Origin of the sequence: Streptomyces sp. NPDC001843, from assembly GCF_042891955.1 — a bacterium.
GTDB lineage: Bacteria > Actinomycetota > Actinomycetes > Streptomycetales > Streptomycetaceae > Streptomyces.
In genome coordinates, this window is sequence record NZ_JBIATQ010000004.1 from 337274 (window position 1) to 359220 (window position 21947).

At 72.3% G+C, this 21947-nt stretch carries 16 protein-coding genes; 7 read left to right on the top strand and 9 right to left on the bottom strand.

The features are described from left to right. Position 1: 1 nt before the first annotated feature. A complete protein-coding gene (locus ACFYZQ_RS12990; RefSeq protein ID WP_389145597.1) occupies positions 2-1078 on the bottom strand; it encodes an NAD(P)-binding domain-containing protein in 1077 nt (358 codons plus the stop codon). 92 nt (positions 1079-1170) lie between these two features. Here ACFYZQ_RS12990 and ACFYZQ_RS12995 point away from each other — a divergent pair, with 92 nt between their 5' ends. Both ACFYZQ_RS12995 and ACFYZQ_RS13000 read left to right on the top strand, forming a co-directional pair. Beyond that, positions 1171-1593, top strand: a complete 423-nt coding sequence (locus ACFYZQ_RS12995) for a secondary thiamine-phosphate synthase enzyme YjbQ (RefSeq protein ID WP_389145600.1) — start codon at positions 1171-1173, stop codon at positions 1591-1593. A gap of 173 nt (positions 1594-1766) precedes the next feature. Beyond that, on the top strand, positions 1767-3929 hold the full coding sequence (locus ACFYZQ_RS13000) for a SpoIIE family protein phosphatase (RefSeq protein ID WP_389145603.1): 2163 nt from the start codon (positions 1767-1769) through the stop codon (positions 3927-3929). 78 nt (positions 3930-4007) lie between these two features. On the opposite strand, the gene ACFYZQ_RS13005 is transcribed toward ACFYZQ_RS13000, so the two are convergent. Further along, a complete protein-coding gene (locus tag ACFYZQ_RS13005) occupies positions 4008-5192 on the bottom strand; it encodes a type III polyketide synthase (protein WP_389145606.1) in 1185 nt (394 codons plus the stop codon). 342 nt (positions 5193-5534) lie between these two features. On the opposite strand from ACFYZQ_RS13005, the gene ACFYZQ_RS13010 reads away from it, so the two are divergent. Further along, on the top strand, positions 5535-6986 hold the full coding sequence (locus ACFYZQ_RS13010; protein WP_389145609.1) for an amidase: 1452 nt from the start codon (positions 5535-5537) through the stop codon (positions 6984-6986). Positions 6987-7263: 277 nt separating this feature from the next. Here ACFYZQ_RS13010 and ACFYZQ_RS13015 read toward each other — a convergent pair whose 3' ends face one another. After that, a complete protein-coding gene (locus tag ACFYZQ_RS13015; protein WP_389145611.1) occupies positions 7264-7422 on the bottom strand; it encodes a hypothetical protein in 159 nt (52 codons plus the stop codon). Here ACFYZQ_RS13015 and ACFYZQ_RS13020 point away from each other — a divergent pair. Next, positions 7421-8443: a glycoside hydrolase family 3 N-terminal domain-containing protein gene (locus tag ACFYZQ_RS13020; protein WP_389145614.1), complete on the top strand. Its 1023-nt coding sequence runs from the start codon at positions 7421-7423 to the stop codon at positions 8441-8443. The two genes, ACFYZQ_RS13015 and ACFYZQ_RS13020, sit on opposite strands and share 2 nt — an antisense overlap. A 6-nt stretch (positions 8444-8449) precedes the next feature. Here ACFYZQ_RS13020 and ACFYZQ_RS13025 read toward each other — a convergent pair whose 3' ends face one another. Both ACFYZQ_RS13025 and ACFYZQ_RS13030 read right to left on the bottom strand, forming a co-directional pair. Continuing rightward, positions 8450-9811 carry a 6-phospho-beta-glucosidase gene (locus ACFYZQ_RS13025; protein WP_389145617.1) on the bottom strand — a complete coding sequence of 454 codons (1362 nt, stop codon included), beginning with the start codon at positions 9809-9811 and terminating at the stop codon, positions 8450-8452. Next, entirely contained in the window at positions 9808-10560 is a 753-nt protein-coding gene (locus ACFYZQ_RS13030; protein WP_389145620.1) for a DeoR/GlpR family DNA-binding transcription regulator, read from the bottom strand. The genes ACFYZQ_RS13025 and ACFYZQ_RS13030 overlap by 4 nt, the downstream gene beginning before the upstream one ends. A 331-nt stretch (positions 10561-10891) precedes the next feature. On the opposite strand from ACFYZQ_RS13030, the gene ACFYZQ_RS13035 reads away from it, so the two are divergent. The 3 genes from ACFYZQ_RS13035 to ACFYZQ_RS13045 are packed head-to-tail and all read left to right on the top strand — an operon-like array spanning position 10892 to position 14059. Next, positions 10892-12169, top strand: coding sequence for an extracellular solute-binding protein (locus ACFYZQ_RS13035; RefSeq protein ID WP_389145623.1), 1278 nt, complete (start codon positions 10892-10894; stop codon positions 12167-12169). Between the two features lies 1 nt (position 12170). Continuing rightward, entirely contained in the window at positions 12171-13229 is a 1059-nt protein-coding gene (locus tag ACFYZQ_RS13040; protein WP_389145626.1) for a carbohydrate ABC transporter permease, read from the top strand. Then, positions 13226-14059 (top strand): carbohydrate ABC transporter permease, encoded by an 834-nt coding sequence (locus ACFYZQ_RS13045; protein ID WP_389145629.1) that lies wholly within the window; start codon positions 13226-13228, stop codon positions 14057-14059. Before ACFYZQ_RS13040 ends, ACFYZQ_RS13045 begins: the two co-directional genes overlap by 4 nt. Positions 14060-14478: 419 nt before the next feature. On the opposite strand, the gene ACFYZQ_RS13050 is transcribed toward ACFYZQ_RS13045, so the two are convergent. The 4 genes from ACFYZQ_RS13050 to ACFYZQ_RS13065 all read right to left on the bottom strand — a co-directional run bounded on the left by ACFYZQ_RS13050 (position 14479) and on the right by ACFYZQ_RS13065 (position 21877). After that, positions 14479-15252 carry a LuxR C-terminal-related transcriptional regulator gene (locus ACFYZQ_RS13050; protein ID WP_389146232.1) on the bottom strand — a complete coding sequence of 258 codons (774 nt, stop codon included), beginning with the start codon at positions 15250-15252 and terminating at the stop codon, positions 14479-14481. 204 nt (positions 15253-15456) lie between these two features. Continuing rightward, positions 15457-17175 carry a hypothetical protein gene (locus tag ACFYZQ_RS13055; RefSeq protein ID WP_389145632.1) on the bottom strand — a complete coding sequence of 573 codons (1719 nt, stop codon included), beginning with the start codon at positions 17173-17175 and terminating at the stop codon, positions 15457-15459. After that, positions 17172-20702: a DUF5682 family protein gene (locus ACFYZQ_RS13060; RefSeq protein WP_389145634.1), complete on the bottom strand. Its 3531-nt coding sequence runs from the start codon at positions 20700-20702 to the stop codon at positions 17172-17174. The genes ACFYZQ_RS13055 and ACFYZQ_RS13060 overlap by 4 nt, the downstream gene beginning before the upstream one ends. 5 nt (positions 20703-20707) lie before the next feature. Then, positions 20708-21877, bottom strand: a complete 1170-nt coding sequence (locus ACFYZQ_RS13065) for an AAA family ATPase (protein ID WP_389145637.1) — start codon at positions 21875-21877, stop codon at positions 20708-20710. Between the last annotated feature and the right edge of the window lie 70 nt (positions 21878-21947).

Genomic DNA, 21947 nt, shown 5'->3' on the forward strand with positions numbered 1-21947 from the left:
GTCACGCGGCGGCCGGCTCGGCGGCCGGCAGCCGTCCGATGTCCCGCACGGCCGCGCGCCCCGCCCGGTTGGCGCCTATGGTGCTGGCCGACGGCCCGTACCCGACGAGGTGGACACGCGGGTCGGCCACCGCGCGCGTCCCCTCGACCCGGATCCCGCCGCCGGGCTCGCGCAGCCGCAGCGGCGCCAAATGGTCGAGGGCCGCCCGGAAGCCGGTCGCCCAGAGGATGACGTCGGCGGCCACGCGCCGCCCGTCCCCCCATTCCACCCCGTCGGGAGTGATGCGGTCGAACATCGGCAGCCGGTCCAGCACGCCGTCCCGCAGTCCCTGCCGGATCGCCTCGTTGAACGGCAGGCCCGTGACCGAGACCACGCTCCTGGGTGGCAGTCCCTGCCGCACCCTCTCCTCCACGAGCGCGACCGCGGCCCGGCCGGCGCCCTCGTCGAACGGCCCCTCGCGGAAGACCGGCGGACGCCGGGTGACCCAGGTGGTGAAGGCCGCGTACGGGGCGATCTCCAGCAGGTGCTGGGTGCCGGAGGCGCCCCCGCCGACCACGATCACCCGCTGCCCGGCGAACTCCTCGGGCCCCGTGTACCGGGCGGTGTGCAACTGCCGTCCCCGGAAACTCTCCTGGCCGGGGTAGCGCGGCCAGAAGGGCCGGTCCCAGGTGCCGGTGGCGTTGATCAGCACCCGCGTCGACCACGTGCCGTCCGAGGTCTCCACCAGCAGCCGCCCGGCCTCGCCCTCGCGCACGGCGCGTACCCGCACAGGCCGCCGCACCCGCAGATCGAAGGTCCGTTCGTAGGTGTCGAAGTACTCTCCGATGACCTCCGCGGAAGGCCGCGCCGGGTCGGCGTCCGTCAGCTCCATTCCCGGCAGGGAGTGCATTCCGTGCACCTTGCCGTACGTCAGCGACGACCACCGGTACTGCCAGGCGCCGCCCGGCGCGGGGGAGTGGTCGAGGACCACGAAGTCGCGGCCCGGCTCGAAGCCGGCGCGCCGCAGGTGATAGGCGCTCGACAGACCCGCCTGCCCGGCGCCTGCGACGACCACGTCGACCTCACGCATGCTGTTCACGTCGGTACGAACACCGGGGGTGCCCGGGGATCTTCCCGCGAGCTCGGGCCGGGGTGACGTGTGAAACCCGGCGCAGCGGTGAGGATGGGGGCATGTCAGACGCCTTCACCACCCGAGTGCTGCACGTCGCCACCGGTTCCCGGGAGCGGGTCGCGGACCTCACCCGCGACTGCGAGGCCTTCCTGGGCGAGGTGGCGGCCGGCCGCAGCGGCCTGTTGAACCTCTTCGTCCCCCATGCCACCGCCGGCATCGCCATCATCGAGACGGGCGCCGGCAGCGACGACGACCTCCTGGCCGCCCTGCACACCCTGCTCCCCGCCGACGACCGCTGGCAGCACCGCCACGGCAGCCCCGGCCACGGCCGCGACCACGTCCTCCCCGCGTTCGTCCCCCCGCACGCGACCCTGCCGGTGGTCGACGGACGGCTGGAACTGGGGACGTGGCAGTCGGTGTGCCTGGTGGACACGAACAGGGACAATCCGGACCGCCAGGTGCGACTGAGCTTCCTGGGGTGACAGCCCGGTCGCGGCGTTCCCTCACCGTCCGCGGTCACCGCGCGATCCGCTGGTGTGGGCGAAGCGACCCCCGGTGTTATTCAATGAGGTGTGCGGTCAGGGGGCTCGGGGCCCCGGCGCATGGTTTTCGAGTACGGCCCCGGCGCTGCGCCGGGGATTGCTGAGAGAGCCGCATGGACTCCACACCCTCTCCCTCGTCCTCCTCGGCGTTCGGCCTGGTCAGCAGCGCCCTGGGGCGCTACATCCCGGGCGGCGGAGCGGCCGCGGCCGCCGGCCCTGCCCAGGCGCAGGACGACCGTGCCGTCCGCCGTGGCGTACCCGGCGACCCGGCGGCCGGCCAGCAGGATCAGATTCTCGGCGCGGTCAACCTGGACAGGGACCTGAGAATCACCCGCTGCAATCTGGACGCCCCCGTGTTCGCGGGGCTGCACGCCGTGATCGGGAGTTCCTTCGTCGATCTCCTGCCCCCCAGGGACGTACCGACGGTCACACGACGGTTGCGGCAGGTTCTGGAGACCGGTGAGGCACACGTCGCCCGGATCCAGCGCCTGCGCCGTTGCGACGGGTCGGAGCTGGTGGTCTCGCTGAGCATCCTGCCCGCCGCCGCGCCCCAGGAGGGCCTGACCGTCTCCTTGATCGCCATGGCCAGGAGGCTGCACCTGTACGCGGCCGAGACCGCGATCGGCACCTCGCTGGACATCGGCGAGACCGCGCAGTCGCTGGCGCAGTCCCTGCTGGCCTGGGGGGACGTGGCCGCCGTCGACCTCGACTTCGCCGTGTGGACGGGCGAGGGGGTCACCGGTCAGGGGCAGGGGCGTATCCGGCTGCGGCGGGCGGCCCTGGTGCCGGACCGGGCGTGGCCGGAGGGCTACGTGACTCCGGGCGACGATCTCCCCAGCGACGCGAGTCGCCTGCTGGCGCAGGCGGTACGCCGGGACGACGCACCACAGGCCATCGTCATACCCGACCGGGAGACGGTTGAACGGGTGCTCGGCAGTCCGCGAGTGATGCGTGCCCTGGTGCCCGGCGACCGGTCGGCGGGTGTGGCCTGCATACCGCTGGTCCTGGACCGCGCGCCGCCCGTGGTGCTGGGCGTGGCGGAGGTCTGGCGGCGGGCGGACTGCCCCTTCCGCGACAGCGAGCTGTTCGACCTGCAGGAACTGGTCGCCAGGACCGCCCATCACGTCGACCTGGCCCGTCAGCACCAGCGCGAGCACACACAGGTGCTGGCGTTGCAGCGCCGGCTGCTGCCCCGGACCGGCGGCGACACCGTCGAGATCGCCAGCGTCTACCAGCCCGCCACCCCCGACAGCGCGGGCGTCGGCGGCGACTGGGTGAACAGCTTTCCGCTGCCGGACGGCCGTACCGCGTTGGTGGTCGGCGACGTCGTCGGGCACGGTCTTGGAGCCGCGGCCACCATGGGCCAGCTGAGCATGGAGGCCCGCGCGCTGCTGTCCGCGGGGCTCGCGCCGGACGAGGTACTGGAGCACCTGGACAAGACCGTGACGCTGCTGGACGACGCGGAGTCCGGGCTGGCGGCCGGCTACAGCGCCCTCGGGTCGACCTGCTGCATCGCCCTCTACGACCCGGTCAGCCACCATGTCGCCCTGTCGAGCGCCGGTCACCTCCCGCCGGTCCTGGTCTCCCCGGACGGGCACGCGCGTCCGCTCGCGGTCCGCCCGCACCCCGGCCTCGGCGCCGAGTTCGCGCTGCGGGAGCCGTTCGACGTACACAGGTTCGACGCGCCTCCGGGCTCCCTGCTCGCCCTCTACACCGACGGCCTGGTGGAGAATCCGGTCGAGTCGATCGACGAGGGCATCGCCAGGCTGGCGGACGCCGTGTCCAGGGTGCACCCCTGGGACTCCCTGCAACAGACGGCACGGCACGTCGTCTCCGCGCTGGCACCTGTGCGCCGGCGCGACGATGTGACCCTGCTACTGGCGCGGATGATCGGCTACCGCAAGGGGGACACCGCGACCTGGCGGCTGCCCGCCCGCGACGACGCACCCGCCCGTGCCCGCGCGCAGGTCTCCGCGCTGCTGCGGAAATGGCGTACCAGGGGGGACACCCGGGACAACGTGCTGCTCCTGGTCAGCGAGCTGGTCACGAACGCGGTGCGCTTCGCCACCGGCCCCGTCACGGTACGGCTGATCAGGACCGGTCACGGCCTGCTGTGCGAGGTGGGTGACACCGGCAACGGCAGGCCACGTCTGGGCCGGGGCGGTCTCCTCGACGACGACGGTCGTGGCCTGCACGTCGTGCACAGACTCACCACCCGGTGGGGGGTCCGATGGACGGACACCGGAAAAGTGGTCTGGGCGGAAGTCGCGAGGTGACGCGGCCATGGGCCGGGGGCTTCACCGGCCCATGGGAGCACGGCGAGGGCAGGGGCGGCGTGCGCTTCGGTCGGCGTACTACAGCCACTCCCCTTCCAGGGCGGTGGCGGTGAGGCCCGGTGCCGCCGCGTACAGGACGGCGCGATCGCCCGGCTTCTGCCCGGCGTCGTACGCCCGCCGCATGATGTCGAACACGGCGGCGCCTCCGCGGTTGCCGCTGGTGTAGCTGTCCCGGCTGTGATCCAGCAGCCCGGACGGCCACGCGTCGGGCATCGTCTGCTCCATGTACTCCAGCACCCGGGTGCCGCCGGGATGTGCCAGCAGCGCGTCGGGATGCCAGGAGTCGGGCTCGTCCTGGTAACGGACGCGCAGCCACTCCCACATCGCGGTGACCGTCTCCTGTACGGCGCGCGGCCCGCGCCGGTCCATCACGAAGTGGGTGCCGTCCGCCCGCGTGTCCAGGCGGTGCAGGTCCTGGGTGCCGGGCAGGGTGTGGTGCCAGGCGGCGTCCAGCCGCAGCGTCGACTCACGCCTGGGGCGGCCCGTGACCACCGCGGCGACCGCGGTGTCCGCGAACAGCAACCGGACGATCAGGGACTCGAGAGTGCCGTCCGCGGGCTGGTAGGTCGTGCTCAGCGCCTCCGCGATCACGACGAGGACCACCCGGTCGGGGTCCGCGGCCACGAGATCCGCCGCCAACGCCAGGGACCGGGTCCCCGCGATACAGGCCCACTGCGTGGCCGGCAGCAGCATCACGTCGTCGCGGAGCGGAAGCCTGTTGGTGAGGGCGATGTCCAGACCCGGCAGCGCGGGGGTGGTGGAGTGACTGGTGATCAGGCAGTCGACGTCCGCGGCGTCCAGCCCGGCTATCTGCAGGGCACCGCGGGCCGCACGCTCCCCGTAGGCCTGCACGGCCTCCCAGGCCGGCGCGGTGCGCTCCTGGACGGTCTGCGGCGCGGGTATCGCCTCGAGTGCGGCGATCACGCGGTCCACGTCCTGCTGGGTGAACCCGTCGCGTGCCAGCGCCTCTTGGGCCGATCCGATGCCGACGGCCCGCAGGCCGCCGCCGTTGCCGGGCGCGACGGCGGCCTCCAGCGGCAGCATCCACCCGCGGGTCTCGATGCCCGTGCTCGCCGCGATGCCGTCGATCCGCGGCGCCCACGCCGCGTGCGGATGCCGGTCGCGCACCTCCGCAACGATCTGGCTGGTCTCCACGGCGTGCTCGCCGTGTATCACGGCAGGAGGACAGAGGTAAGCGGCCATAATGAGGCACCTTTCAGAGGGAACATGAGGGAATGTCGCGAATGCTGTGTCATGGGTCACTTTGGAACTCCATGCCCAAGGGGTTGCGGATACGCTCCACTTCGGGAGTCGGCATCCGGCTCGAGCATGGACGATAAATGGACATTTCCGCTGTGATGCAGACAACTGAGACATTCCTGGAAATGCGTGACGTGGCGCACATCGTCGAGGCAGGAACCCCCAGAACTGTGCAACAAGCCCTACTTGGCTCACCGTCAGCCGGAACGGCGGTATCGGGACGTCAACTCTCTTGCGGCAGAAGCCATTTCATGACCCGCCCCAGAGGCCGTTACGGTCTGACGCATGGAATCGAGTCTTCAGACGGCCGAAGCACTCGCGGCTGCCTTACGCGCTGGTGAAGTGACCTCTGTCCAACTGACCGACGAGGCGATCGCCCGTATCGAACGGGACGACAAGGCGATCAACGCCATCTGTGTGCCGGACTTCGACCGCGCGCGGGCCGCCGCGCGCGGCGCCGACGAGGCACGCGCCCGGGGTGAGGACCTGCCGCTGCTCGGTATTCCGGTGACGGTCAAGGAGTCCTACGACATCGCCGGGCTGCCCACGACGTGGGGCATGCCGCCGCACCGGAACCACATGCCGGCCGAGGACGCGGTGCAGGTGTCGCGACTCAAGGCAGCGGGCGCGGTGGTGCTCGGTAAGACCAATGTGCCTTTGGGGCTGCAGGACATTCAGAGCTTCAACGAGATCTACGGCACCACCAACAACCCGTGGGACCACCGTCGTACGTCCGGCGGATCCTCCGGCGGCTCGGCGGCGGCCCTGGCGGCCGGGTTCGGCGCGCTGTCCATCGGCTCCGACCTCGCCGGTTCGCTGCGCACACCCGCGCATTTCTGCGGTGTGTACGCGCACAAGCCGACACTCGGGCTGGCGGCGAACCGCGGCATGGTCCCGCCGGCCGTGCCGGCCTTCCCGGCCGAGGCCGACCTCGTCGTCGTCGGTCCGATGGCGCGCAGTGCCCGCGACCTCACGCTCCTGCTCGACGTGATGGCCGGACCGGACCCGCTGACGCACGGCGTCGCGTACGACCTGAGGCTGCCGCCCGCGCGCCACGAGCGGCTCCGTGACTTCCGGGTGCTGGTCCTCGACGACCATCCGCTCATTCCGACCGGGTCCGCGGTGCGGGCGGGCGTGAACCGGGTGGCCGACGCGCTTGCCGACGACGGCGCCCGCGTCCTGCGGCACAGTCCACTGCTGCCCGATCTGACCGAGGCCGCTGTGCTCTACACGCAGTTGTTGTTCTCGAGCACCAGCGCGCGTTTTCCCGTTGAGACGTACGAGTACCTGCAGGCCCGTGCCGCCGGACTGAGCGCGGACGACCAGAGCCTCGACGCGGCGCGGCTGCGCGGCATGGTGTTCAGCCACCGCGACTGGATCGAGGCGAACAACCGTCGTGAACGCCACCGCCACGGCTGGCGGCAGTTCTTCGCCGAGTTCGACGCCGTGGTGTGCCCCATCACTCCCACTCCGGCGTTCCCGCACGACCACAACCCCGACCCGAGGGAACGCCGGATCGACATCGACGGCGCCGAGTACCCGTACCTCGACCAGCTCGTCTGGGCCGGTCTGCCCACCATGCCCGGCCTACCCGCCACCGCCGTGCCGGCGGGCCGGTCCCCGGAGGGCCTGCCGGTGGGAGTGCAGCTCATCGGCCCGATGTTCGAGGACCGCACCCCGCTGCGTCTGGCCGAGCTGCTCGAGCAGAGGATCGGCGGCTTCCAGGCACCGAAGTAGTGCCGCCGCACCGGTCCGCCGCTCACGCCCTCCGGGGGCGAACAAATGCCCAATAACGTACGGTGTGGGGGATGCAGCAAGCCGGGCTCGCCGTGACGGAAGCGGCTGCGCAGCACGCGGCAGCCCGGCTCGTCCACGCCGGGAGAGAAAGCATGACAATACGCGTCCGGCAGCAGCACAGGAGCCGCCGCACAGCCCTGCGCACCGGGGTCCCGTTGGTCACTCTGGCGCTCGCCGTCACAGGCTGCGGTGCGTCAGCCGCGCCCGGGGGAACAGCTCACTCCCCCCGATCCCCCTCTGCCAGCCATGGCACGCGGGACCCGGGTGCCGCCAGTGCGCTGCCGAGCCGCACCAGCGCCGATGCCGCCCCGGCCCCCGCGAGCACCGCTCCGTCGACATCGGCCGCCACCTGCATCGACCGGTACCTGTCCGGCATGACCACTGCTCAGCGGGCCGGACAGCTCCTCATGGGGGGCGTGTCCGCGGCCCTGCCCGACCAGGCCCAGCTGCGCACCCTGCGTGACAACCATGTCGGGTCCGTGATGCTGACCGGCCGCAGCACCGCCGGTACGGCCGCCACCAGAGAACTCGTCGACGGTTTCCGGGGCCAAGCGGACCAGGTCGCCGGCCGGAGGGTCGGACTCCTGGTCGCGACCGACCAGGAGGGCGGCCGGGTGCAGGTGCTCCACGGCCCCGGCTTCTCGGCCATGCCCAGCGGCCTGACCCAGGGCAGCTGGCCGACCGCGACGCTGCGTGCCCAGGCCGCGGGATGGGCCGAGCAGCTCAAGGCCGCCGGGGTCGACCTGAACCTGGCACCGGTCGCCGACGTGGTCCCGGCCGCTCTGGGCACCCGCAACATCCCCATCGGTTCCTTCCAGCGCGAGTACGGCCATACCGCGGACACCGTGACCTCCCACACCGGGGCCTTCGCCGCCGGTTTCGCGCAGTCGGGCGTGATGACCACGCTCAAGCACTTTCCCGGGCTGGGCCAGGTGATCGGGAACACCGACACCACCGCGAACGTCGTGGACTCGGTGACGACCGCCGACAGCTCCAGCCTCACGCCGTTCCGGGCCGGGATCCGGGCAGGGGCACCGTTCGTGATGGTCTCGTCGGCCACCTACACCAAGATCGATCCCAGGCATCTGGCGGCCTTCTCACCGACGGTCATCGATCACCTGCTGCGCAGCCGGTTCGGCTTCAAGGGAGTGGTCATCTCGGACGACCTCGGGAACGCGGTCGCGGTACGCTCCTTCAGCCCTGCCCAGCGGGCCGTGAACTTCGTCGCGGCCGGCGGAGACATGGTCCTCACGGTGCAGCCGAGCACCGTACCGGCGATGGCACAGGCCATCCAGACCCGGATGCGGCAGGACGCAACGTTCCGGGCCAAGGTCGACGACAGTGTGCGCCGGATACTCGACGCCAAGCGCCACGCGGGCCTGCTCGACTGCCGCTGAGAACCGTCACCGGCCCAGGTACCCGAGCTCGGGGAAGTGCCGCTGGTAGGCGTCGAGGAGGCGTTTCGCGACGGTGTACGAGTCGATCAGCGGGTGGATCGTCAGTGCCTTGACCGCGTGGGCGCGGTCGGCGGTGGTGGCGGCTTGGATCACCGCCCGCTCGACGGCCTTGACCGCGTGCACCAGGCCCTGGCCGTGGTCGGGCAGCGGGGCTCCGGCGATGGGCCGGGCACCGTTGGCGTCCACGTGGCAGGGGACCTCGATGACGGCGTCGTCGTCGAGGACGGGGATGCGGCCGCGGTTGCGGACGTTGAGGACCAGCGTGGTGCGCTCGTCCAGAGCGATGGCCCGCATGAGGGCGAGCGCCACCTGCTCGTACCCGCCGGACTCCAGATCGCAGGAGTCCCGTTCACCCATGCCGACGGCGTCGCGGTTCTCGGCCATGTAGGTGGATTCGCGTTCCAGGCGGGTGGCGTCCCATGCGTTCCAGGCGGCGCGGGGAGCGGGCGAGTCGACGCCGACGGTGTCCATGGCGTCGTAGAAGCGCTGCTGCTGGGAGTGGAGGAAGGCGCCGCGCGTCTGCCCCAGGGCTCGCGCGGAGCCGACCGACTCGCGGTGGAAGTAGTAGTAGTGGAGGTACTCGTTGGGCAGTGCGCCGAGCGTGCGCAGCAGGTCGGCTCCGAAGAGCTTGCCCTCCTCGAAGGAGGTCAGCGCGGCCTCGTTCTCGAGCAGTGACGGCAGCAGGTCCCGGCCGTCGGCGTACAGACCGCACAGCCAGCCCAGGTGGTTCAGGCCCACGTAGTCGAGGCGGGTGCGCGCCGGGTCGACGCCGAGTGCTCCGGCCACGCGACGGCCGAGGCCCACCGGAGAGTCGCAGATCCCGATCACGCGGTCGCCCAGGCGCGCGGTCATGGCCTCGGTGACCATGCCGGCGGGGTTGGTGAAGTTGATGACCCAGGCGTCGGGTGCCAGGGCGGCGATGCGACGGGCGATACCGAGCGCCACCGGGATGGTGCGCAGCCCGTAGGAGATGCCGCCCGCGCCGACGGTCTCCTGGCCCAGGACGCCTTCCTCCAGGGCGATCCGCTCGTCCGCCGCCCGTCCGGCTAGGCCGCCCACACGGATGGCGGAGAACACGAAGTCCGCCCCGGTCACCGCCTCGTCCAGGTCGGTGGTGACCGCGACGGTGGGCGGGTCGGGGTGCCCGGCCGCCTGGTCGGCGAGGACCTTGCCGATGGTCGTCAGCCGGGAGGCGTCCAGGTCGTACAGGGTCACGTGGGTGACACGTCCTTCGCCGCGGTCACTCAGCAGCGCCCGGTAGACCAGCGGGACCCGGAAACCTCCACCGCCCAGGATCGTGAGTCTCATACTTCGACCACCTCAACTCCCGCCTCACGCAGTCGATTACAGGTCTTCTCGTCCCCCGGGGCGTTGGTCACCACGATGTCGATCTCCTCCGGGCCGCACACCCGGGCCATGCCGGTGCCGGGGAACTTGCCGGCGTCCGCCAGCAGGACCACCTGTGCGCTGGCGGCGATCATCGCCCGTTTCACGGGAACCTCGACGGCGGTGGTGTCCAGCACCTGGCCGTCGGGGCGGACCCCGCTGGTGCCGAGGAACAACCGGTCGGCGTGGATCTGCCGCAGGTTGTCCTCGGTGAGGAAGCCGACCAGCGAGCGGTAGTCACGCCGCACCACGCCGCCCAGCAGGATCAGCTGGATGCCCTTGTCGTCCTGGAGTTCCTCGTAGACGGCCAGGTTGCTGGTGATCACGGTCAGAGTGCGGCCGTGCAGATTGCGGGCCACCCGAAGGGCTGTGGTGCCGATGTCGAGCAGGATCGTCTCGCCGTCCCTGACCAGGTCGGCGCACCACACGGCCAGCGCGTCCTTCGCCTCGACCCGGACCATGGCCACGTCGGCGAACGGGTCGTCCTCACCGTCGAGGGGCGCGGCGCCGCCGTAGACCCGCTTGAGCAGTCCCTCGTCCTCCAGCTGCACGAGATCTCGCCGGATCGTGGCCTGGCTCGCACCGATCTTTTCGGCCAAGGAGACCACCGTCGTAGGCCCGTCCGCACGCAGGAAGCGCAGGATCAGCTGGTGCCTTCGGTCAGAGAGCATGCGCTGACCATACTCGCGAACTCGCCAAACTCAAGCAAAGTCGCGCATGAATGTCTCGATACCTGCTTGCCTCTTGTCAAACCCGCGCACCGGGTGCAATCTCTTGCGTAATTCGGAGCCAGATCCGGACCCCACTCCGGTCGAAGCGGATCAACGGTGCATTCCGCCGTCAAGACGCGTCGGCACCGTCCGAGAGGACCAGGTCAAAAGCCCCGGGTGGCTGAAGAGTTCCCACCACGCCGATGCTTTTCAGCCATCCGGTCTGCCCCATCCCCCTCGTAGCCCACGACTCACAGGTCCTGTCGGACACGCCGAAAACTAGGAGAAGATCGTGGACCTTTCCCGCAGACGATTCCTTCAGGCCACCGCACTGACGGCCGCCACGGCCGGCGTCACCGCGGCATGCGGCGGCCAATCCGGTTCGGGCGGCAGCAAGCACAGCAAAAACCTGACCCTCTGGTACTGGTCCGGCGGCCTGAGCGACAAGGTCGTCGCGGACGCCAAGAAGCACTTCTCCGGCGTCACCCTCAAGACCGCCGTGGTCGGCGGTGACTTCAAGACCAAGCTGCTCACCGGTCTGCGAGCCGCTCAGAGCGCCCCGGACATCACCGGCATCAAGGGCGAGGACATCGCTTCCTTCCTGCCCAACGCCGACCGTTTCATCGACCTCAAGACGGTCGGCGCGGACAAGCTGATGCCGCAGTACCTGTCATGGAAGCTGAAGCAGGCCACCACGCAGGACGGCAAGCTCATCGGCTTCCCCATCGACATCGGCCCCTGCGCCACCTTCTACCGCGAGGACCTGTTCGCGAAGGCCGGACTGCCCACCAGCCCGGCCAAGGTCTCCTCGGAGCTGTCCACCTGGGAGGACTACTTCAAGGCCGGTGTCGAACTGCACAAGGCCCTGCCCAAGACCTTCCTGGTCAACAACATCAGCTCGGTGTTCACGATGATGATCGGCCAGGGCACCAAGAGGTTCATCGACGAGAACAACAAGTTCATCGGCGACCAGGACCACATCCGCACCGCCTGGACCACCGCGGTGAAGCCCTACACCCTGGGCATCGACGCCAAGATCAACGACAACACCTGGAACGCGGCCATCAGCAACGGCGCCCTCGGTACCGAGATAGGCGCCGCGTGGCACGCCCTGGACATCAGCAACGCCGCCCCGCACACCAAGGGCAAATGGCGGGTGGCGAACCTGCCCGGCGGGCCGTCCAACCTCGGCGGGTCCTTCCTCGCCATCCCCGCGACCAGCGGCAACCCCGAAGAGGCATTCAAGATCATCGCCTGGATCCTCGACCCCGAGAACGAGGCCCGCGGCTTCACCGACGCCGCTCTCTTCCCGACCGCCCCGGCCGCGTACAAGCTGCCCGCACTGACCGGTGGCGACCCCTTCTTCGGTGGTCAGAAGACCATCGAGATCTTCGGCCCGGCCGCGGAGAAGATCCCCGCCGCCTACGAGGCCCCGGCCGACGCGGCGGTCTCGGCGCCCTACTTCAGCGAGCTGACCACCATCGAGGCCAAGGGCAAGGACCCCGACCAGGCCTGGAAGGACGCGGTCAGCCAGGCCAAGCAGATCGCCCAGCGCCAGGGAGTGAAGTGACATGACGTCAAGCCCGGTAGCCGGCCCGGCCCACACCGGACCGTCCTCCGGATCCGGCACCGGATCCGCCGGCCGACCGGCTCCGGGCCGCCGCACAGGCGGCCCGGGCCGGCACGGCCGCCGGATCCGGCCGGTGTCGGCCGGGGCCCGGCCCGGGCCGCGGCGGCGCGTCGCCCGGTTCTGGCCGCAGTACCTGGCGATCTCGCCCTACTACATCCTCTTCTCGGTCTTCATGCTCTTCCCGGTGCTCTACACCGTGTACCTGGCGTTCCAGAAGTGGGACGGCATCGGGGCGATGCACTTCGTCGGGTTCCAGCAGTTCCGCTTCCTGTGGGACGACCCGGTGTTCTGGCTCTCCATCCGCAACACCCTGGTCATCTGGGTGCTGTCGACCGTGCCGATGCTCTTCATGGCGCTGGTGCTGGCGGTGCTGGTCAACTCCACCCGGCGGTTCACGGCCCTGTACCGGGTCGCCCTGTTCATCCCGAGCGTCACCTCGCTGGTGGCCATCGCGATCTTCTTCGGCGCGATCTTCAGCAACAACTTCGGTCTGATCAACGCGATCCTGAGGGGCCTGCACCTGTCGGCCGTGCCCTGGATGAGCAACGAGTGGACGATCAAACTGGTGATCGCGGCGCTGATGACCTGGCAGTGGACCGGTTACAACGCGATCATCTATCTCGCCGGCCTCCAGGCGATTCCCTCGGAGCTCTACGAGGCCGCCAAGATGGACGGCGCCGGCCCGGCGCGGACCTTCTTCTCCATCACGATCCCGCTGCTGCGGCCCATCATCCTCTTCACCGTGGTGATCTCCACGGTCACCGGCCTGCAGAGCTTCACCGAACCACAGGTGCTGTTCGGCAGCGAGGCGGCCACCAATCCCAACTCCGGCGGACCCGGCCAGGCCGGTCTGACCACGTTGTTGTACTTCTACCACCAGGCCTTCGACAACAACGACTTCGGCTACGGTGCCGCGATCGTCTGGGCCTTCTTCCTGCTGATCCTGCTCATCGTCCTCATCAACTGGCGCCTGGTGCAGCGTAAGGAGCGACGGCCATGAACGGCCTGTACCGCAAGCGTGTCCGGGGGCTGAGCGTCCATGTGCTGCTGATGTTCGGCGTGGTCATCTCGGTCTTCCCGTTCTACTGGATCGTCGTCATGGCGACGAACACCTCGCAGGACATCTACAGCTACCCGCCGAAACTGTGGTTCGGCGGCAACCTGATGACCAACCTGCGGCACCTGTTCGAAAAGATGGACTTCTTCGGGTCGCTGCTCAACACGGTGATCGTCGCGGTCTGTACGACGGTGCTGGTGCTGTTCTTCGACTCCCTGGCGGCCTTCGCCTTCGCCAAGTACGACTTCCCGGCCAAGAAGTTCCTCTTCGGCGTGCTGTTGTCGATGTACATCCTGCCGACCCAGCTGGCGATCATCCCGCAGTACGAGATCATGGCGCAGCTGGGCTGGCTGGGCACCCTGCAGGCGCTCATCGTGCCGGCCGCCGCGAACGCCTTCGGTATCTTCTGGATGCGCCAGTACACCAGCAGCAGCGTCCCCGACGAACTGCTGGACGCCGCCCGCATCGAGGGCGCCGGGTTCTTCCGCCTGTACTGGAACGTGGTGCTGCCGTGCGTCCGCCCGGCCCTGGCGTTCCTCGGGATCTACACGTTCATCGGCGCCTGGAACGACTACATCCTGCCGTTGGTGATGCTGGTCAACCCCGACCGTCTCACCCTCCAGGTGGCGCTGGCCCAGCTGTACGCGGGCCACTCCACCGACTACAGCATGGTGATGTCCGGAGTGCTGCTGTCGGTGATCCCGCTGCTGCTGGTGTTCACCTTCTTCGCCCGCGGCTTCATCGCCGACGCCACCAAGGGCGCCCTGCGCTGAGGCGGTGTCGATCCGCATGCGCTCGGCGGGCCGAGCGTGACCGCCCCTTACGGGCGGAAGCTGGTGGCGGTCGACATGTGCGCGGGCATCGGGGAGGCCCTTCCCGCTGGCACGGCGACCGGCCGCGAGTCGTGTCCCCGGGGTCGGTGAACCTCCGCACCTGGCGCACGAGTCCCTCATCACCGGCACGGCTCTCGTCGGCACCGTCGAGCGCACGCCCCCGGCCCTATATCGCGCGGCCCACGCGGCAGCGCAGACCTGTGGTGACACCTAACTGGCCGCCCGCTACGCGGACCTCCTGGCCGGGGAAGAGCGGCGCATCGCCGAGGTCCCATACGACCTGGACGACTCGGAGAACTCGGATGAATCAGGCGATTCGGATACGACGGCGACTCGCGGTCCGGCGGGCGAGTGACGGGCTAGCCGGACGGCGCACGGTCCGGCAGGTCGCCGGGCGTGGCCACCAGGCCGAGCCGCTGGGCGCGCAGCACGGTGCTGATCCGGTCGCGGGTGCCGAGTTTGCGGTAGATGTTCTCGATGTGCTTGTGCACGGTGCGGGAGGAGATGCCGAGACGGCGACCGATCGCGGCGGCGGTCAGGGCGTCGGTGAGCAGCAGGAGGACGGTCGTCTCACGGGGCGTCAGAGCCTCGGCCTCCGGCGTATCCTGCGGGGCGGCGGCGGCCGCCCGCCAGCGTTCCAAAAGTTGGCGCTGCTCGTCGACTGCGGCCAGCAGCGGCTGCAGGCGCTGGGCGAGTCGGACGTGATCGTCGGTGAAGTCCGTGTCGGAGCGGTAGACGAGGCATCCGGTGACGGGCGTCGCGGACCGCCGTAGGGGGATCCCCAGCACGTAGTCCATGCCCATGGCGTCCGCGATCAGCCGCGCCGTCGAACTCGACGCCCATGCGCGACCCGCCGCCCGGCGTGCGGTGACGGGTGCGCGGTCGTCGTCGCCCGCGTAGTGGTCCGCGAACGGGTATCCCGAGCGCAGCAGCCCCAGCGCGCCGTCCCCGAGGCGGTCGAAGGCGGCGGCGACGCCGGGTGACATGCCGACGGTGCCGCTGCTTTCGCTCCAGTCGTCGAGCTTGTAGATCAGCGCTTCTCCGCCGCACAGGCCCGGCAGGGCGGAGGCCAGCAGAGGCCACAGACGCCCTGGTTCCCGCTCGTGGAGCGCCGCCACGGCGATCGACAGCATGTGCTCATAAGCCCCGCTCAGGCCGTTTGCCACTGTTTCTCTCCGGTTGTCGCCGTACGCAGTTGTACGCATACCGACAGGGCCGCTCACCGGTCCAGACTGCAACCGAGCGACACCGGCATCGGTCGGCTGTCCTCCACCATTGTGCGGGCCGCCGGTGCGGGGGGAGCGGCGGCCCGCACCGTACGTGGTCCTCGGGCGACCTCACGCAGCCCACGCCGCGGCGCACAGCGCGCGGTCCACCTCCTCGGTGTAGAGCGCGGCGGCGAGCCAGGCACGGGCGAAACGGTCCGTGTCGCCCGGCAGCAGGCGGCCGAAGGCGTCGCGACCGCGGTCCGCGGCGGCGGACCGGAGCTCTTCCAGCAGGTCGCCCGCCGTCGCCAGACCGTGGTCGCGCAGCCGGCGACCGTCGCCGCCGCCCTCCCCGGGGAAGGCCAGCACGCGCCGGCCTCCCGCGGCGGCCTGGTGGACCCGACGGCGCAGCAGATGCAGCGGCGCCTCGTCCGGAGCGGCACCGGGGAGGCGGGCGGCCGACGGCGCCTCGGCCGGCGGGTCGGCGTGCTGGAGGCGATCCAGACCGAGGTCCACACGCGTCCCCGCGGCAGTGGGGTGTTCCGTGGCGAGCAGCAGGGCCCGGGGCTGCGCGGCCGGGACGAGGCGGGCGATGATCCGCAGCCGGCTGCCCGTGGCGGCGGCCAGCAGACGGAGGTTGTCGCGGTCGGGGAGCGCGGGGTGGTCGTGGGCGCCGGCCAGCCGGAGCATCCGTCCACCGCAGTCGGCCAGCAGACAGTCGCCCGCCGCCTCACGGACCGTGCCGGCGAGGACGACCTCGAGGAAGAGCAGATCGTGACCGCCCTCCAGGGCCCGCCGGACCTGGTCGCCGACGGGCACGGCCCACAGCCGGTCGAGGGGCTCGCCGCTCCAGTCGGCACCGGACGCGCGCACCGCCCGTACCCCCGCCCCCGCACCCAGCCGTCCCGTCGGCGACACCGTGGCACCGGACACCGCCAGCCCGGCACGCGACAACTCGCGGTGGGTCAGGGTGGTGTCACCGATGCGCACCGCACGGTCGGCCGCGCCCACCGCCCGCCCGGCGCCGCCCGGGGCGACGTCGGAGACCGTGTGCAGCCGGCCGTCGGCGTCGGCGGTCCAGGTGACGGCGCCCGCATAGCCGGTCGCCGTGAGGACGGGTTCGGAGAACAGGCCGTACAGGCGCAGTGAACCGTCGGGTGTGTACGGCTGCCGTACCGTGCCACGCAGGGCCGCGAGTTCCGGGCCGGTGGCGGCGGGCAGCCGGTGCGCCACGGACAGCGTCTCGCGCAGGTCGGCGACGAGGTCGGTCAGCCGGTACGCCGGAGCGGCCGCGCGGGCCGCACGCACCGCCGTGACCGCGGAGACCGCCGAGGCGGCGGCCCGGGGCAGACCCGCCAGCCGCGCGGTGTGCGCGGCGCGCAGCAACTCCGCCTGGAGCACCGCGCCCGCGCCGTCCGTGCCCGCGTCCAGCACGGCCGCCGCCGCTTCACGCACCGCCCGGGCGGCGGCGCACTGGTCGGCGGTGGCCGTCCCGGGCTCCGCGGGCGGTTCCTGCCCGGCGGGGGAGGGGGGCGCCGCTTCCGTCGGGTCGGACGGTCCTGGTTCGGCGACCGGCGCCGCCGAAGCGGCCGCGGCGCGGTGCAGGCAGGCGGGGGCGAGCAGGCATCCGCAGCGGATCGCGTCCGCGCTGCCCACCAGGCCGCCGGGCGCGTGCAGTTCCAGGTCGGTGTCGTCGTCGACGGCGATGCGCACGAGGTCGCCGTCCACGACGACCGGCCGGGCGGCCAGCTTGGTGACGCCCGCGTCCAGTCGCCCCCGCAACCGGGGCGGCAGCGCCCCGACGAGTTCGGCGGTCACGGACGGGGCGACCGGAGGCAGGTCCGGGTTCATGCGATCTTCTCCCCTACCCAGCGGGCGAGTTCGAGCGGGCTGAGGGCCGCGACGGGCATCCCCGCGGCGACGAGCTGTCCCGCGACGCCGGTCGAGTACCGGGGCCGTCCCGTGTCGTCGAGGCTCGCGCAGCCCAGGACATGGCAGCCGGCCCCGACCAGGGCACGGACCTCGGCGAGCAGCCCACCGAGCGGGTAGCCCTCCTCGAAGTCGCTGACGACAACGACGAGGGTGCGGGAGGGCACGGTCACCAGCTCGCGGGCGTGCCGCAGCCCCGCCGCGATGTGCGTGCCGCCGCCCACGCTCACCTCGAGCAGCAGCGACAGCGGGTCCTCGACATGGTCGGTGAGGTCGATGACCTCGGTGGAGAAGGCGAGGAAGTGCGTGGACAGGGTCGGCACCCCGGCCAGCACGGAGGCCGTGAGAGCGGCCCAGACCGTGGACGCCTCCATGGACCCGGACACGTCGGTGACCAGGATCAGCCGCCAGTCGGCGGCCCGGCGGGCGCGGGTGCGGAAGACCGGCCGCTCGGGGACGACCTGGACCGTGCCGTCCGGTGCGCGCCGCGCGGTCGCCAGGTTGGCTCGCAGAGTGCGGGCCAGATCGAGGCCGCCGCCCGGACGCCGGCTGGGGCGGGGCAGGGCCGTGCCGTGCAGGGCGGGGCGCAGCCGAGTGGCCAGTTGCCGGGTCAGGGCGTCGACCAGGCGCCGCACCAGCGGCCGGAGCGCGGCCAGCCGGGCCTCGGGAAGCCCGCCCGCGTGCCGCAGCACACTGCGCAACAGGTCGACCGAGGGCCGTACGGCGTCGGGGTCGAGTTCGGTGAACACGTCCCGGCGGCCTGCCGCGGCGGCCGCCGCCAGCACCTCCTCCCGGATGCCGGGCCCGAACAGCGCCGCCAGCTCCTGCGACCACTCCCGCACTGAGGGGTACGGCGCCTCCCGCCCGCCGCCCCGGCCTGCTCCGGTGAGGTCGCCCCGGCTGCCCTCGCCGCGTCCGCCGCCGTACAGCTCGTCCAGCGCGGTGGCCAGGGCGGCCGCCGACCGGGGCAGTCGGTCCGTGCGGCGGCCCAGCAGCAGACGCCAGCGGTCGGCGGGGGCGAGCCGGTGGTCCCCGCCCGGAGTGTCCGGTGCGGCGGACGCGCCGGTTCCTGAGACGCCGTCGGCCGGCCCGCGCCCGTCCGCCGCGCGGGGCGGCGGAAGCAGCCCCAGCGTCCGCAACACCTCGCGCGCCGCCAGGTCCGCGCGCGTCCAGGTGGCGAGGGCCGCCGGGTCGACGTCACCGGTGTCCGCCGCACGGCTGCTGTCCAGGCGCTCCTCGACACCGGCCAGAAGCCGGTCCCGGGCGGCCGGACTCAGCGTGTCGAAGCCTCCCCGCAGTGCGGGCAGCCGGTCCAGGAAGTCCTGGTCGGAGAGCTCCGACACCCGGGCGAGCAGAGGCTCCAGGGCGGGCGGCGCGGCCTCCAGGAGCTGGCCGGCGGCGGTCAGCAGCCCGGTGAGCCGGGCGGTCAGCGCGGACCGGGACTCCGGGTCGCAGGCGGTGTCCACCCAGGAGGCCACGCGTCCGCCGAGGGCCTCCGCGTCCTCGTGGCCGAGCAGGGCGCGTACGGCCCCGGCGGCGCCGCGCATCAGTGGGGAACCGTCGGCGGCCAGCCGGGCGAGGGCGTCGGCGAGCCGGATGCCGCCCAACCGGTCGGCGCGGTGGGCGAGGGCCAGCAGGGCGTGGGCGTCGGCGGGGTCCTCCGATCCGCTGAGTCCGTCCACCTGGCGCACCGCGGCTGCGGTGAGCGCCTCGGCCACGGCCGCGGCCCGAGCCGTACGCTCCTCGTCGGCGCCGAGCCCGGCGATGTGCCCGGACCGCAGCCGGTCCAGCAGGGCGAACCCGGCGAGGAGTTCGGGCAGCGTCCCGGCCTGCGGCAGCACCTCGGCGGTGTCCGCGAGCCGCTCGTCGGCGAGGCCCGGAAGCCCGCACTCAGCCGCCTGCTCGAGACCGCGCAGGGCCTGGGCGGCGGTGGGGCCGCCCTCGTCCCGCTCCGCGCGACGCCGCTCGCGCAGCAGGCCCTCCACGGCCTGCGCCGGGGTGACCCCGCGCACTCCCGCCGTGGCCAGCATGACCGCGGAGGCAGGCGTCCAGCGCACCTCCCAGCGCGAGGTGAGCGCCTCCGCGCCGCCCGCGCCGACGACCTCCTTCGCCTCCGCGTACGGCACACCGCACACCGTCAGCCGGCGCAGCAGGAGTTCGCGGCGGCGGTCGAGGTCGGAGCGGAGCGGGTCGAGGCGCAGGTCCCGGGCCTCGCCGGACGCCCCGTCCTGCGGCCCGGGCAGCCCCAGAGCGGACAGCTCCGCCTCCACGGCGGGGGCGAGGCCACTGCGCGGTGCGCCGGGTGCGGGGCGTCCGCCGCGCGTGCCCACGAGCACCTGCTCCATCGCACGGGCGACGGCCCGCCCCCGGCCGTACGGTTCGCCCTGGGCCAGCACCGTCTGCACCGCCTCGACCAGCTCGCCGCGACCCGCCGCGGGCAGTCCGCGCAGCCGCGCCAGGTCTCCGGCGAGCCGGCTGATCTCCCGGGCGTCGGCGGGCCCCGACGGATGGCCGAGCGCACGCAGCCGGGCGCACACCCGCACGGCAGCCCGGGTCAGTGCCTCCTCCAGCGCGGTCGGATCACCCGCCGCCTCGAGGACCAGATGCTGCCACTCCGGGTCCCGGATGCCCGCGGGGTAACCGGAGCGTTCGTCCAGCAGCGCGTAGGTGTACGGGATGAACGAGGTGGTCCAGGTGGGGCCGTCACCCGTCCCGGCCGGGACAGCACAGTCCCGTGCGTCCTCCTCGGGCGAGGGCAGCAACGCCGGTGCGTGGAAGGCACCGACGACCACGGCCGCCCGCTCGCCGCCCGCCGTGGCGTCGGCCAGGCGGCCTCGCATCCACCGCTCACGCCGCAGGTCCACCTCGGGGACCCCGCCCGACCCCGCCGCGTCCTCGCGCAGCGCCCACCCCGCGAGCAGCGCGGCCCGGCGCACCGCCTCGGGCGGCGAGCCTGGGGCCGTGGCCTCGACGAGACGGTCCCACAGGTCTTCACCGGGGCGGCCGGTCAGCCGGGACCGCAGGGCGCCGGCGAGACCCGGCCCGGTGGCCCGGCCCCGGTCACGCCGTTCCTCGCCCCACGCCCGGTCGGCCAGCGGCAGATCGCAGGCGACGACCGGGATCTCGTGCCGGGCCGCCCAGCGGACGGCGGCCAGTTCCGGGGAGAAGTCGGCGAACGGATAGAAGGCCGGGCCGTTGCTTCCGTCGCCGGGCGCGGCGGCGAGTGCGACCGGGGCACGGGTCTCCTCGTGGCCGAGCCAGGGCAGCCACTCCTGCAACTCGGCGGGGAGTTCGACGAGCAGCACGTCCGGCTTCGCCACGTCCAGCAACGCCGGCACGACCGCGGCAAGCGACGGCGCGTGATGCCGTACGCCGATGAGGTAGGGCGCCGCCGGACCGGTGAGGGCCGCGACGGCTTCGTCGGGGGAGAGGGGAGCGGAGAGGGGCACGGCCGTCAGCCCTCCAGGACCGTGCGCAGGTCCCACAGGGTGCGCCAGGTGGCGGACCCCTGCTCGGCGCGGCGCCGCACGGGGCCGTCCCAGTAGCCGCGCAGGCGGGCCGCGTCGGCCGGGTCGTCCTTGCGGACCACGCCGAGCAGATGGCCGGGCAGCAGCCCGAGCACGTCGCGGTCCCCCGGGAAGTAGGCCGCGGCCAGCCCCAGCGCGCCCGCGACGGACACCGCTTCGGCCGTGCTCATCACAGTGGAGGGCCGCTCGACTTCCCAGCCCTCCGCGGACCGGCCCTCGCGCAGGTCACGGAAGGCGGTGACCAGGGCCTCCAGGACGGCGTCGTCCACCTGGAACGGCGCCCCGGCCCGCTCGACGGCGGCCCGCGCCTGCCTGCGCACCAGCGCGGTCTCCGCGTCGAGGTCCGGAATCGGGCCGACCGTCTCGAAGTTGAAACGCCGCTTGAGCGCGGCGGACATCTCCGAGACGCCCTTGTCCCGCAGGTTGGCCGTGGCGATCAGGTTGAAGCCCGGCGCGGCGTGCGCGAGGGCGTCCTCGGTGCCCGTCAGCTCGGGGACCGCCATACGCCGCTCGGAGAGCAACGACACCAGCGAGTCCTGCACTTCGGGCAGGCACCGGGTGACCTCCTCGACCCGGCCGATGGCGCCCCGGCGCATCGCGGCGAGCACGGGCGAGGGCACGAGCGCCTCCCGGCTGGGTCCCTTGGCGAGCAGCAGGGCATAGTTCCAGCCGTACTTGAGCTGGTCCTCGGTCGTACCCGCGGTGCCCTGCACGACCAGACCGCTGGTGCCGCACACAGCGGCGGACAGCAGCTCGGACAGCATGGACTTGGCGGTGCCCGGCTCGCCGACGAGCAGCAGCCCGCGCTCACCGGCGAGCGTGACCACACACCGTTCGACCAGCGCCCGGTCGCCGACGAACTTGCCCTCCACCACCAGTCGGCGCGGAACCCCCTCGGGCACCTCCGCACCGTCGGGCAGCCGCAGTGCCCGGCCGTCGCTGCCCATGACGAACGTGACGACGGCACGCGGGGTGAGCCGCCAGGCGGGCGGACGCGGCCCGTCGTCGTACGCGGCGAGGAAGGCCAGTTCGGTGGCGAACCGGTCCTCGGGCGGGACGATCTGCCGGGTGGCGTCGGGAACGAGGGTGGTGGTCATCGGCGGCGGTCCTTCGGGGCGCGGGTACGGAGGGTGGGCGTCGGCCGCCCGTCAGGGGTGCTCAGCGGCG

Excerpts from the sequence above, each read along its gene's own strand:
- ACFYZQ_RS12995 (WP_389145600.1), top strand. The coding sequence starts at position 1,171 with ATGTCAGACGCCTTCACCACCCGAGTGCTGCACGTCGCCACCGGTTCC.
- ACFYZQ_RS13020 (WP_389145614.1), top strand. The coding sequence starts at position 7,421 with ATGACCACTGCTCAGCGGGCCGGACAGCTCCTCATGGGGGGCGTGTCC.
- ACFYZQ_RS13045 (WP_389145629.1), top strand. The coding sequence starts at position 13,226 with ATGAACGGCCTGTACCGCAAGCGTGTCCGGGGGCTGAGCGTCCATGTG.
- ACFYZQ_RS13055 (WP_389145632.1), bottom strand. The coding sequence starts at position 17,175 with ATGAACCCGGACCTGCCTCCGGTCGCCCCGTCCGTGACCGCCGAACTC.
- ACFYZQ_RS13005 (WP_389145606.1), bottom strand. The coding sequence starts at position 5,192 with ATGGCCGCTTACCTCTGTCCTCCTGCCGTGATACACGGCGAGCACGCC.
- ACFYZQ_RS13010 (WP_389145609.1), top strand. The coding sequence starts at position 5,535 with ATGGAATCGAGTCTTCAGACGGCCGAAGCACTCGCGGCTGCCTTACGC.
- ACFYZQ_RS13015 (WP_389145611.1), bottom strand. The coding sequence starts at position 7,422 with ATGCCGGACAGGTACCGGTCGATGCAGGTGGCGGCCGATGTCGACGGA.
- ACFYZQ_RS13025 (WP_389145617.1), bottom strand. The coding sequence starts at position 9,811 with ATGAGACTCACGATCCTGGGCGGTGGAGGTTTCCGGGTCCCGCTGGTC.
- ACFYZQ_RS13040 (WP_389145626.1), top strand. The coding sequence starts at position 12,171 with ATGACGTCAAGCCCGGTAGCCGGCCCGGCCCACACCGGACCGTCCTCC.
- ACFYZQ_RS13050 (WP_389146232.1), bottom strand. The coding sequence starts at position 15,252 with ATGCTGTCGATCGCCGTGGCGGCGCTCCACGAGCGGGAACCAGGGCGT.
- ACFYZQ_RS13030 (WP_389145620.1), bottom strand. The coding sequence starts at position 10,560 with ATGCTCTCTGACCGAAGGCACCAGCTGATCCTGCGCTTCCTGCGTGCG.
- ACFYZQ_RS13065 (WP_389145637.1), bottom strand. The coding sequence starts at position 21,877 with ATGACCACCACCCTCGTTCCCGACGCCACCCGGCAGATCGTCCCGCCC.
- ACFYZQ_RS13000 (WP_389145603.1), top strand. The coding sequence starts at position 1,767 with ATGGACTCCACACCCTCTCCCTCGTCCTCCTCGGCGTTCGGCCTGGTC.